The organism is Vibrio sp. D54 (assembly GCF_021728075.1).
Classification (GTDB): domain Bacteria; phylum Pseudomonadota; class Gammaproteobacteria; order Enterobacterales; family Vibrionaceae; genus Vibrio; species Vibrio alginolyticus.
On the sequence record NZ_JAKKCS010000007.1, the window covers coordinates 33,200 to 45,777 of the forward strand.

A 12,578-nucleotide genomic window follows, 5' to 3' on the forward strand; every position below is an offset into this window, starting at 1 on the left:
ACTGTCAGCGGCAAATGGAGTCTGCGCTTATAATTGTAAAAACACTCGAGCAAGGAAAAACAAATGAAGAAACTGCTCTTAATTCTAGCAATACCGATTGTGGTCATTTTGGTCGCAATTTTAGCGTTAACCATCTTCGTCAATCCGAATCAGTTTAAACCCCTTATTGTTGAGCAAGCGCAAAAGCAAACGGGATTAGAGTTGGTGATTGAAGGGGATATCAGTTGGCAATTTTTCCCATCAATTGGCTTTGAGTTGGGACATACAGAATTGCGAAACCCACAAGGCTTTAGTAAACCCAATTTATTCAAAGTTGATACCGTTGGTGTAGACATCTCTGTTATGCCACTTTTTAGTCAACAGCTTGAAATTGGAAACGTCACGCTTGATGGTGCTGAGTTCTACATTGAAACCAAGAAAGATGGCAGCAAGAATATTGATGCATTGACGAAAGCCCAAACACAACAAGCAGAACAAGAGAGCAATGCTGCGCCTACGCAAAATGGTGAAACGCAAACTTCTGGTTCTGATTGGAGTATTAATCTTGCTGGCGTTACGGTTTCTAACGGTTCATTAGAAATGCAGGATAAGCAAGCCGGTAGTTACACCAAACTTTATGATATTTCATTAAACCTTTCCGAATTCGCTTTTGACAACTGGACAACGGCTGATTTTGGCGTGAAGGGCGAAATGAACGACCAAAAGTTCACCGCGAAAGGTCAGGCAGACTTTAAGCTAGAAAAAGGTTTGGCAAACTACGCGCTAAAGAACATCAACTTTGATGCGACATACTCTGACCCTGCCAATAAAATTGAATCGGCAACGATCGGTTTAGACACGTTTGAATTCGATAAAGTAAATAACCTGACTTATGCCATTAAGGGTGACGCTGGTGGTATGAAGTTAGATATGCAGGGTGCTGGTCAACTTAGCGTGGACAAGGCTATCAGCAAAGTACAGTTGGATAAGTTAACTCTTAAATCGACTATTGAGGGTGATGCCTTACCTCAGTCCCCGATGAAAGTCGACATGGTGTCTGATCTGTCTTTCGACCTAACGAAAAACCATCTGAGTTTTGTTCTAGAGAAGTTAACAGCGAATGCTATCGCCCTAGATGGTAAGGCAGATGTGACACTCGGTGATATTCCTAAAGTACGCTTTGCTCTCCATAGCCCCAATATCGATCTTGATGAGTTCTTAGGGTTAGATAAGCAAGCTGCCGAAGTTAATAAGCCTGCTTCTGGTGGCGAGAGTGCTCCTGCCGGACCTGAGGTTGAGCCTGATTTGTCTGCGTTGAAAACGTTAGATGTAAAGGGTGACATTACCATCGACAAATTCAAAGCGGCAAATGCGAAGATGGAAGCGGTAAAAACGAGCTTCACTGTGAATCGTGGCGTGTTTGAGCTTACATCATTTAGTTCGAAGTTGTACCAAGGCTCAATCTCAGCGACAGCGAAGTTAGATGCACGCCAATCACCAGCGACTTACAGTGTTAAAAAGTCAATCAAAGGCGTGAAAGTTCAACCGCTACTTATAGACGTTGCTGAAAACGACAAACTTGAAGGGACAGGTAACATTGATGTGAATGTTACAGGTAAGAGTCTCACGCCTACCGGTATCAAGAAGAATCTATCTGGTACGGTTGTTATCAATTTTGCTGACGGTGCGGTGAATGGCATCAACGTTGCTCAGTTGATTCGTGAAAACTATGCGAAATTTAAAGGGCAAAAAGTTGAAGGCACCAATGTAGCTAAGAAAACAGACTTCAGTGCGATGACGGCGACATTGAAACTCAACAAAGGTGTTGTATCAACGGATAATATGCAAGCTCAGTCTCCATTGTTACGTGTTCGTGGTAAAGGTACCGCAAACTACATCAATGAAACAGTCGACTTTACTATCAGCACGTCAGTTGTAGGCAGCCTAGAAGGCCAGGGCGGTAAAGATATAGATGAGCTGAAAGACATCACGATTCCAATCAATGTGTCTGGTAAGTGGGCAGATCCTAAATTCAAGCTCGTATTCGATGATGTTCTGAAGCAGAAAGCTCAAAAAGAAATCGATCGTGGCGTGGAGAAGCTAACGGACAAAATCAAAGACGAGAAAACCAAAGATGCGGTCGATGGTTTATTGAAGAATCTTTTCAACTAACCGTGCGTGAAAACCAAAAGGGTTGGCATTTTGCCAACCCTTTTTAAATTACTCTGCGAGTGTTACCAATCGACGCCTTTGAGGGCTTTTACACCAGATTCAAATGCGTGCTTTACATTTTTCACTTCAGAAACGGTATCGGCCATTTCAATCAGGGTTCGATGTGCGCCACGCCCAGTAATAATAACCGACTGCATTTTAGGTCGGTTGCTTAGTGCTTCGACCACTTCGTCTAAGTCGATGTAGCCGTAGCTCACCATATAAGTTAGCTCGTCAAACAAGATGACATCGATAGAGTCGTCTTGCAGCATGCGTTTACATTCTTGCCATACGCCTTGCGCTGCTTCGGTATCAGCGGCTTTGTTTTGAGTTTCCCATGTAAAGCCGGTCGCCATTACTTGGAATTCAACGCCGAGTTTCTCAAGTAGGTTGCGCTCACCGTTGTCCCAAGTACCTTTAATAAACTGCGCGACAGCACAATTCAAACCATGACCCACTGCGCGTGCGATCGTACCGAATCCTGATGTCGATTTACCTTTACCATTTCCGGTAATGATCAGTAGCAGACCTTTTTCCTCTTGAGCAGCAGCGATTTTTGCGTCTACCTGTTCTTTGACTTTTTGTTGGCGAGCTTTATGGCGTGCTTCTTTATTTTCTTCGATAGACATAATACTTCCTCAATTCCTTTTCGTGCTGTGCCCAAGCTAATTTGGGTTCATTGATTTATCTCGCTATGATAGACCAACATATCGTGAAGAAAAACCACCGATAATTCAGGGAATAAAATGAAGAAAATACTTGTTGTTTGTATGGGAAACATTTGTCGGTCACCAACTGGAGAGGCAGTGTTAAGAGCGAAAGCTCAAAAGCTAGGCGTTGAAGTAGAGGTTGAGTCGGCAGGTACAATTGGCTACCACGCAGGAAACCGACCGGATTCAAGAGCGATGGCAGCAGGAAAGCAGCGAGGCTATTCTTTTAAAGGAATGCAAGCGCGCCAAGTCACCATTGATGACTTTGAAAAGTTTGACCTTATATTAGCCGCAGATAAAGCAAATTTGGCCGATTTATTGGATATTTGTCCGTTGAAGTATCGACACAAAGTATCGTTATTTTTAAGTCATTCTGAGTCAGTTTACGACGAAGTCCCGGACCCATATTATGGTGGGGAAGATGGCTTTGAACTGGTGCTTGATTTAATCGAAGAGGCATCAGACGCAATTTTGAAGAAGCTATAATCACCGTGCTTGAAGACAATAGAAAAAGGGATGAGCTCAGCTCATCCCTTTTTATTCGTGTTAACCCGCTAGTATGTCGGTTGCGACTTTGTAGCTTGGGTCTTCCTTCACGTTAATTTCAACCAAGCTGCCAGCTTTGTCCAAAAGTTTACGACAATCTGGGCTTAGGTGACGAAGGTGCAGCGTTTTACCTTGAGCATTGTAACGCTCAGCCAGTGTTTCAATGGCTTCAATTGCAGAGTGATCAGTCACGCGAGAGTCTGCAAAATCGACAATCACATCTTTTGGATCTTCAGGCGCGTTAAACAACTCCAGGAAGCTAGCCGCAGAGCCAAAGAAAATAGGGCCGTGAATCTTGTACTCTTTTGAACCTTCCTCGTTTAAGCACGTGTCGGCATAGATGTGCTTAGCGTGTTGCCATGCAAACATTAATGCAGAAACGATAACACCAACCGCTACGGCAACAGCAAGGTCAGTAAGAACAGTAACAACGGTCACAAGAACAATAACGAAGAAGTCTTGCTTCGGTACGCGGCGTGCTAGCTTAAATGTTGCCCATTCGAATGTACCAATGACAACCATGAACATCACACCAACCAGAGCAGCGAGTGGGATCATTTCAATTAGCGAAGAAGCGAATAAGATAAACATCAATAGAGCGATAGCCGCAACGATACCAGATAGACGGCCGCGACCACCTGAGTTTACGTTGATCATCGACTGACCAATCATCGCACAACCACCCATTGCGCCAAACACAGAACACGTCATGTTTGCCATACCTTGACCGATACATTCGCGGTTAGATTGACCACGAGTGTTCGTCATCTCATCTAAAACTGTCAGCGTTAGCAGAGATTCAATTAGACCAATGGCCGCTAGAATGATCGCGTATGGAAGAATGATTTGTAGAGTTTCTAGCGTAAATGGCACCGCCGGAATAGAGAAGGTCGGCAGTGAACCTGCGAGTGTTGCCGCTTCATCACCAGACATTGTACGCAGGAAGTCAACAACAGTGCGAGTTTCCAGATCCAAACCAACCACTAAAGCAGTCACCGTTACGATTGCAACAAGTGAAGAGGGTACAGCCGTTGTGATTTTTGGTAGAAAGTGAATGATTGCCATAGTTAGCGCAACCAAACCAAGCATTAGTAGCATTTGGTCTTGTGGTAGCCAAGTAAGCATGCCGTTGATATCTGGCGCTTTAAACTGACCCAACTGAGCTAGGAAGATAACAATAGCCAGACCGTTCACAAAACCAATCATCACAGGGTGAGGTACGATACGGATGAACTTACCCAATTTAAACATACCAGCGGCAATTTGAAGAATACCAGCGAGCATGATGGCTGCGAATAGGTACTGGACACCGTGAGTCGCGACAAGCGAAACCATTACGACTGCCATGGCACCTGTTGCACCAGAGATCATGCCGGGACGACCACCGAAAATGGAAGTAATAAGACCAACGATGAATGCAGCGTAAAGACCGACCATCGGATCTACGCCTGCGACGAACGCAAATGCGACAGCTTCAGGAACCAATGCTAGCGCAACGGTTAAGCCTGATAGCACATCATTTTTTACGGAGTGCTTAGAAAATTGGGGAAATTCGAACATGTTTGTTTTTAAGTTCTCTTTGCAATGAGTTAAACCCGACACATATTCGTATTTGCACAAGCCACTGAGTGGTTGATTTCTAATCAAACATTGCAGTGTAAACCGTAGTATTAAAAGAGCAGCATCAGAATGGTGTCGAAAACTTGAGTCGGCGCATGCTACCGAAAAGTGTGATTAAGTTCAAGAATGATACGAATAATGGCGTACAAATGTGATCACGAATTGGTATTTATATGAACAATTTATTGGGCAAATATGAAGATAAAAAAGGCTACCAGATGGTAGCCTTTAATTTAATTATGCCGTTAAGCAGTTGAACGTAATGATTTAGCCTAGTTAAAGTTAGGCTTTGTCATCTCTGCCGATGCACGGTTTTTAGCCACTTGGCTACCAGCACCTTTAGCTTGGTAACGTTCGGTTTTGAACGGTGCTGCTGCAACCGTGATTTCGCGTAGCTCTTGAGGGCCAGGTGCTTTCGTCATCGGTGCGCTAGCGTTTAGCTTAGCAGCAACTTTAATGGCTTCGACTTTAGGCTCTGGTTTATCTACTGGCGCTTCGGCTACAATCTCTTTTGCTGCTTCAACGATAGGCTCTTCAGTAGGTGCCGTTTCTACAATGGCATCAACCGGTTCAGCATGTTCAGTTACAGGAGTTTCAGCGATAGGCTCTACCGATGCTGTTTCTACTACTGCCGATTCAGCTTTTTCTGCGATTACTGTTTCAACAACAGGTGCTTCTACTACTGGAGCTTCCACTTTCGCTTCAACGGTTTCTTGAACTTTGTGTTCAACAACTGGCGCATCTGTTACGACAGGTTGCTCGCGACGAATAATCACTTTACCCATTGCCATTTCTGGACACGCAAAGCCACCTTGGATTGTAGGTACTGCTGCTACAGCTTCTTCCTTAACTCGCTCTTCCTTCTTAGGTGCTGGTTTCGGAATGTAACGTGGCATTACTTTACCCATAGCCATTTCAGGAGAAGCGACACCTCCCTTACGTAGGCGGAACGGGTTAGGGCGGCGATCACGGCCACGGCGACGACGCTGGCCGCTTGCACGCAGGTGACGTGGCGAACGACGATTACGACGTTGCTTAGACTCTGCTTGCTTGTTGTCTTGCTGTGCCTCTACCGCTGCTTCTGTTGGCTTTTCAACTTTAGCTTCAACCGTTTCTTGAGTCTTAACCGCTGTTTCTTCGGCTTTCTTCTCAATCGCTTCTTGGTCCTTAACGCGTACAGACTTGTTCAATTTGCGACGTTGGCGGCGCTCTTTCACTTTTTCTGCTTTCGCATTTTGCTGCTTCGGTTTGCTCTCTTCTGGTTTTGTTTCAGTACGAGCTTCCGCTGCTAGCTGCAGACCTTTTTCCGCTACTTTTGCGTTTGCTTTCTGCTCTTGGGCTTTATCTGCCTGTTGAGCTTTAGGTTTACGCTTTTGGTTACGGTTTTGCGGTTTATTTGTTTGTTGTTGAGCTTCGTTTTGCTCATTAGCCTGCTCATCACGAGGCTTACGACGACGTCGGTTATCGCGATTGTCGCGGTTATCACGATTATCGCGCTGGTTGTTATTGCGACGACGATCGTTGCGATCACGTTTGTTACGTCGATTATCGCGATTTGGTTTTTTCTCTTCCTGAGGTTTCTGTTCTTCTTTTGTTTCTTCAGAACCACCGAATAGGAAGCTACCAAGTGCTTTAAACAGACGGCTGAACAATCCAGGTTTCTCTTCTTGTTCAACATTTTGTTCTTTCTTCTTCGCCTCAGGAGCTGGTTTAGCTGCTGGTGCAGGTGCGGTTTGAGACGGAGCCGCAAAGCCTTTAAGAACTGGCTCTTCAATTCGTTTTGGTTTTACGTCAACTTCCGCTGGCTCTTTACCTTCTGCTTCTTTCATTGCTTCCAGTTTCTTAGGAAGTAAGTAAGAAATCAGATCGAACTCTTCGCCTTCACGAACACGGATAACTTCAAAGTGCGGTGTTTCCATATCAGAGTTAGGAACAACCGTAATTTTCACTTCTTGAATGCGTTCGATATGGTTTACTGAACGACGTTTTTCGTTCAATAAGTAAGAGGCGATTGGCACAGGTACGACTGCAAGTACTTGTGCTGTGTTGTCTTTTAGCGCTTCCTCTTCAATTAAACGAAGTACAGAAAGTGCTAGAGATTCGTTGTCGCGAACGACACCAGTTCCGCTACAGCGAGGACAGATGTGATGGCTTGCTTCTGCAAGAGAAGGGCTCAAGCGCTGGCGTGACATCTCCAACAAACCAAAGCGAGAAATACGACCGATTTGTACACGAGCGCGGTCAAGGCGAACGGCTTCACGTAGACGGTTTTCTACTTCTCGTTGGTGACGAACTGGGGTCATATCGATAAAGTCGATAACCACTAAGCCACCTAAGTCACGTAGACGCAATTGGCGAGCAATTTCGTCGGCTGCTTCTAGGTTCGTGTTTAGAGCTGTTTCTTCAATATCGCCGCCCTTGGTTGCACGAGCAGAGTTGATATCGATAGACGTTAGTGCTTCAGTCGGGTCAATAACAATAGAACCACCAGATGGCAGACGCACTTCACGTTGGAAAGCCGATTCAATTTGGCTTTCGATTTGGTAGTGGCTGAATAGTGGAACTTCGCCTTCATATTTCTTAACGCGGTTAAGGAAATCAGGGCGCACCAATTGAATGTGCTCTTTTGCACGTTCGTAGATGGTGTTGCTATCAATTAAGATTTCGCCAATATCACGACGCAAATAGTCACGGATTGCACGAACGATAACGTTACTTTCTTGGTGGATTAAGAATGGAGCAGGGTTAGAGTCCGCTGCACCTTTGATTGCACCCCAGTGGTTAAGTAGTACATTCAAATCCCACTCAAGCTCTTCAGCACTCTTGCCAACGCCAGCAGTACGTACGATTAGGCCCATGCCCTGAGGCAGTTCCAAAGTACTTAATGCGGCTTTTAGTTGAGTACGCTCGTCACCTTCGATTCGACGAGAAATACCGCCAGCACGAGGGTTGTTAGGCATCAGAACAAGGTAACTACCAGCAAGAGAAATGAAAGTAGTAAGAGCTGCGCCCTTGCTTCCACGTTCTTCTTTTTCCACTTGAACGATAACTTCTTGGCCTTCCGTTAGCACTTCTTTGATGCTTGGACGACCTTGGTAGGTGTAACCTTCAGGGAAATATTCGCGGGCAATTTCTTTGAGAGGGAGGAAACCGTGACGCTCGGCGCCGTAATCAACAAATGCGGCTTCTAAGCTTGGTTCGATACGTGTGATACGTCCTTTGTAGATATTCGCTTTTTTAGATTCATGACCTGGACTCTCGATATCAAGATCGAAAAGTCGCTGGCCATCAACCAGAGCGACACGCAACTCTTCTTTTTGAGTTGCGTTAATTAACATTCTTTTCATTGAAAATTCTCGTTGTCTTTTCTTTTATATCTTTCTTGTCGACTTGCCACTGTTTTTTCGCTCTTTCACGGTGCCTGATCCCATGGCTTGTATTTTGCAGCCTCCCGGCTGGAAGGGGATGCTCTCGGGCACTTCAGTCATCACAAGCCTCTTGTGGTTTCTGTTGGAAACGTAGACTTGTGACCCGCTATTTGGGCGGTAGGTACTCAACGTGAATATGCGAGGAGTAGGGTGGCAAGAGTGTTGAATTCGATGTGTCTCACGCCAATGCTGCACTCGACCTTCAACGATCTACTCACATTGCTTGAGGATAAATGATTGGTAATGAATAAAATGTAACCAAACCTTCCTTAGCAGCTGTGAACTATAGCAGTGCGCGTGGCTATCAGCAATCTGCTTTCACGCAAACGATAGAAAATTTGCCGCTAAACTCAAAATTTCTATTTTATAACTGGCTGTTTCATAAGCAATTGAGATGTGCAAACTGTTCAAGACAGAAAACAAATTGAGAACTTGATTGAGAGTTTTAATAATTTAAACAAAAGCTTGGCGAAATTTAGACCAGTATGTGCCACCGAGTGTTTCTTTTACGACAAGAATAATGTGAAGTCGCACGAAATTGAGTTTACAATACCGCCCATGAACGAAATAAGAACAAAAGTCCAGTTCGTCGACATCGACGAAGATATGGCGGGTCAGCGCATTGATAATTTTTTGCGCAACCAATTAAAAGACATTCCTAAAAGCATGATTTACCGAATTGTGCGTAAGGGCGAAGTGCGCGTAAATAAAAAGCGTATAAAAGCAGAGTACAAGTTAAAAGCAGGCGATCTCGTTCGTATTCCACCGGTGACCGTCGAGAAAAAAGATGACGATGTCGCACCAAGTACGAAACTTAACAAAGTCGCTGAGTTGGAAAATATGATTATCTTCGAAGATGACCATATGTTGATTCTAAACAAACCATCTGGCACCGCTGTGCATGGTGGCAGTGGTTTAAAGTTTGGTGCGATTGAAGCGCTTAGGGCTCTGCGTCCTCAAGCTCGCTTTCTTGAACTTGTGCATCGTATTGACCGTGATACTTCAGGGATTTTGCTGGTTGCTAAAAAGCGTTCTGCACTTCGTCACTTGCAAGCCCAGTTTCGTGAAAAGACAGTAAAGAAGTTTTACTTAGCTCTTGTCATGGGGCAATGGAAAAGCAGTTGTAAGGTTGTGAACGCGCCACTGCTCAAAAACGAAGTGAACAGTATTGTTCGTGTTAACCCTAATGGTAAGCCGTCAGAAACGCGTTTTAAGATTTTGGAAAAGTTCGAACAAGCTACATTGATTCAGGCGAGTCCGATTACTGGTCGAACTCACCAAATACGAGTTCATACGCAATACACTGGTCACCCAATCGCTTGGGATGATCGCTACGGTGATCGTCGCTTTGACGCTTACACAGGTCAAGTTGGTTTAGATCGTTTGTTCCTACACGCGGCAAACATCAAGTTCCAGCACCCATCAAATGATGAGTGGATGGAAATCAACGCACCGATGGAACCGAAACTAGAAAAAGTGTTGGCGGGTTTAAGAAACGCGTAACCATGTTTTCCTCGCGGATGCAAAAGGGAGCCACAGGCTCCCTTTTATCGTATTTGGGTTAAAGGACATCGAGTCCTTGAACATTCAACATATCAATCAAATCAATCAATGGTAGTCCGACAAGTGTGTTCGGGTCTTTACCAACTAATTTCGTAAACAAGCAAATTCCCATGCCTTCGCTTTTAAAGCTGCCTGCGCAGTAAAAAGGTTCTTCCCTGTCGACGTAGCGTTCGATTTGTTCAAGCGTTAAATCTCTAAAGTGCACCTCGAAAGAATCAAAGCCGACTTCTGTATGGTTTGTGACGGTGTTATGTACCGCAAGACCAGTATAGAAAGTGATGACTTTTCCACTTTGAGCCAAAAGTTGATTTATCGCGTTATCTCTATTTAAAGGCTTGCCAACGATTTCACCATTAATGACACAAACTTGGTCACTGCCGATAACTAAACTTGCTTTATCCGTCTGGCAAGATATTGCTTTCTCTTGGGCCAGTCTCTGCACAAGTTCAGTTGGCGTTTCTTGGTCAAAAGGTGTTTCATCGCAATCAGGTGATAAACAAACGAATGGTAGTGAGAGCTTTTCAAGCAGTTGTTTACGAAAAGGGGAAGTTGAGGCTAAAACCAGTTGGTAATTTTTCATTTTGAATTACAATTCGTGGGAGCATTTCCAATAGGATAATCGATCAAAAATGATTCTGGCTAATGCTCTGTATGTTAAGCGCAAAAAAGTACAACTTTTTTGCCTTTTTCTTTGACTAATTTTGATTTGGAAGATAATATTCGCGCCCTATGCAAAAGGTAAAAATACCGCGAACGGTTGACCCAGCTAAAGCTGCACAGAAACGATTGGATTACGATGGCATCATCCAAGCTAGTCTTTTCAAGCGCTTAGTGGAAACAACTGAAGGCGTAAAACGCGACGCAGAAGTCTCATTGTCATTTGGGATGGATGAACAGCGACTCGTTGTTATCTCTGGTAAAGCTAACATCGAAGTCGATTTAGAGTGTCAGCGTTGTAATGAGGTATTCGCACATGAGTGCGAAGTTGAATTCCTTTCTACTCCTTACTACGGTGAGAAAACAGAACAGGAAGCACCAGAAATTTATGATTTGGTAGATCTAAATGAATATGGTGAATTAGACCTCATACAACTTGTTGAAGACGAGTTCATCTTAGCATTACCTCAAATTGCGATGCACGATGAAGCGGATTGTAGCGTTGATTCAAATAACATGGTTTTTGGTGAGATTCCTGAAGAAATTGAGGAAGAAAAACCGAATCCATTCGACGTTTTGAAAAGTCTGAAAAAGTAATAGGTGTGGTAGCCGATTCTTCTTCAGGTTTTTAACCCAATAGTATAGGAGTAGGGTCAATGGCCGTACAGAAAAACCGTAAAACTCGTTCTAAGCGCGGTATGCGTCGTTCACACGATGCGCTAACTACAGCTGCTCTATCTGTAGACGCGACTTCTGGTGAAACTCACCTACGCCACAACGTAACTGCTGAAGGTTACTACCGTGGTCAAAAGGTTATCAACAAGTAAGGTTGAACCTTTGCAAAGTATTACCGTTGCACTTGATGCAATGGGCGGGGATTTCGGTCCACGCGTAACAGTGCCTGCCGCCGTGCAGGCACTGTCTCATTTCCCAGAGCTAAAAGTGATTCTTATTGGTGATCAATCTCTGATCACGTCTCAATTATCTCAACTCGGTACCTCGACCAGTTCCCGCTTGACTATTCTTCACAGCGAGAAAGTTATCTCGAACTCAGAAAAACCTTCATTGGCGTTACGCAATAGCCAAAATAGTTCTATGCGTATGGCTATCGATTTAGTTTCTGAGCAAAAAGCGGATGCTTGTGTTAGTGGTGGCAACACCGGTGCATTAATGGCACTATCGCGTTTCATTCTTAAGTTACTTCCTGGCATTGAACGTCCTGCTTTAGTTTCCGCTTTACCGACGATTACCGGAAAGCGTACTTGGATGCTAGATCTGGGGGCGAATGTATCGTGCGATGCTGATAGCTTGTTCCAATTTTCTGTAATGGGCAGTGCATTAGCTGAAGAACACTTGGGTCGTCCTCCTCGCGTTGCTGTACTCAATATTGGCGCAGAAGAGATTAAAGGTAACGATTTAGTCAAACGTTGCGCAGAAATGCTTTCTCAGACCGATGCGATTAACTTTGTCGGTTATATTGAAGGTAATCAAATTTTGCATGATGTTGCGGACGTCATTGTTTGTGATGGATTTGTCGGCAACGTATGCTTAAAAGCCAGTGAGGGAACAGCTCAACTTTTTATCGAAAAAATTAAAACCAGCATAATGGCATCAACGATAAAGGGTTGGATAGCTAGAAAGTTGTTTTCTAGGCTGTTTAATGAACTAAAAACACTGAACCCCGACCAGTATAACGGCGCAAGTTTGCTAGGATTGCGCGGCATTGTCATAAAAAGCCATGGAAGTGCGGATGTATCTGCGATTGTCAATGCACTTGGCGAGGCAGTACACGAGGTCAAACGACAAGTACCAAGCCGTATTAGCGATCGTTTGGAAGCGGTTTTACTCGAGAGGCATTATTAGT

General features: G+C 44.3%; 10 protein-coding genes. 6 read left to right on the forward strand and 4 right to left on the reverse strand.

The window, feature by feature from the left end:
• Positions 1-63: 63 nt before the first annotated feature.
• On the forward strand, positions 64-2,151 hold the full coding sequence (locus L3V37_RS11375) for an AsmA family protein (protein WP_130545875.1): 2,088 nt from the start codon (positions 64-66) through the stop codon (positions 2,149-2,151).
• Between the two features lie 62 nt (positions 2,152-2,213).
• Here the strand turns inward: L3V37_RS11375 and cobO are convergent, their stop codons facing one another.
• Positions 2,214-2,819: a cob(I)yrinic acid a,c-diamide adenosyltransferase gene (gene cobO, locus L3V37_RS11380; RefSeq protein WP_005380837.1), complete on the reverse strand. Its 606-nt coding sequence runs from the start codon at positions 2,817-2,819 to the stop codon at positions 2,214-2,216.
• A 117-nt stretch (positions 2,820-2,936) separates the two neighbouring features.
• Here cobO and L3V37_RS11385 point away from each other — a divergent pair, with 117 nt between their 5' ends.
• Positions 2,937-3,386, forward strand: a complete 450-nt coding sequence (locus L3V37_RS11385; protein WP_031781115.1) for a low molecular weight protein-tyrosine-phosphatase — start codon at positions 2,937-2,939, stop codon at positions 3,384-3,386.
• A 60-nt stretch (positions 3,387-3,446) separates the two neighbouring features.
• On the opposite strand, the gene L3V37_RS11390 is transcribed toward L3V37_RS11385, so the two are convergent.
• Both L3V37_RS11390 and rne read right to left on the reverse strand, forming a co-directional pair.
• Complete coding sequence (locus L3V37_RS11390) at positions 3,447-5,006, reverse strand: SulP family inorganic anion transporter (protein WP_237306339.1); 1,560 nt, start codon at positions 5,004-5,006, stop codon at positions 3,447-3,449.
• Between the two features lie 332 nt (positions 5,007-5,338).
• Positions 5,339-8,413, reverse strand: a complete 3,075-nt coding sequence (gene rne / locus L3V37_RS11395; RefSeq protein WP_237306340.1) for a ribonuclease E — start codon at positions 8,411-8,413, stop codon at positions 5,339-5,341.
• Positions 8,414-9,052: 639 nt separating this feature from the next.
• On the opposite strand from rne, the gene rluC reads away from it, so the two are divergent.
• Complete coding sequence (rluC, locus tag L3V37_RS11400; protein WP_021033985.1) at positions 9,053-9,997, forward strand: 23S rRNA pseudouridine(955/2504/2580) synthase RluC; 945 nt, start codon at positions 9,053-9,055, stop codon at positions 9,995-9,997.
• A gap of 58 nt (positions 9,998-10,055) precedes the next feature.
• Here rluC and L3V37_RS11405 read toward each other — a convergent pair whose 3' ends face one another.
• Positions 10,056-10,637 carry a nucleoside triphosphate pyrophosphatase gene (locus L3V37_RS11405; RefSeq protein WP_053349621.1) on the reverse strand — a complete coding sequence of 194 codons (582 nt, stop codon included), beginning with the start codon at positions 10,635-10,637 and terminating at the stop codon, positions 10,056-10,058.
• 149 nt (positions 10,638-10,786) lie between these two features.
• Between L3V37_RS11405 and yceD the strand changes: the two genes are divergently transcribed.
• Genes yceD through plsX form a run of 3 tightly spaced genes read left to right on the forward strand, consistent with a single transcriptional unit; the run spans position 10,787 to position 12,577 of the window.
• A complete protein-coding gene (gene yceD, locus L3V37_RS11410; protein WP_005387307.1) occupies positions 10,787-11,311 on the forward strand; it encodes a 23S rRNA accumulation protein YceD in 525 nt (174 codons plus the stop codon).
• Between the two features lie 59 nt (positions 11,312-11,370).
• A complete protein-coding gene (rpmF, locus tag L3V37_RS11415) occupies positions 11,371-11,541 on the forward strand; it encodes a 50S ribosomal protein L32 (RefSeq protein ID WP_005396978.1) in 171 nt (56 codons plus the stop codon).
• A gap of 10 nt (positions 11,542-11,551) precedes the next feature.
• A complete protein-coding gene (plsX, locus tag L3V37_RS11420) occupies positions 11,552-12,577 on the forward strand; it encodes a phosphate acyltransferase PlsX (protein WP_237306341.1) in 1,026 nt (341 codons plus the stop codon).
• The last annotated feature ends 1 nt before the right edge of the window (position 12,578 follow it).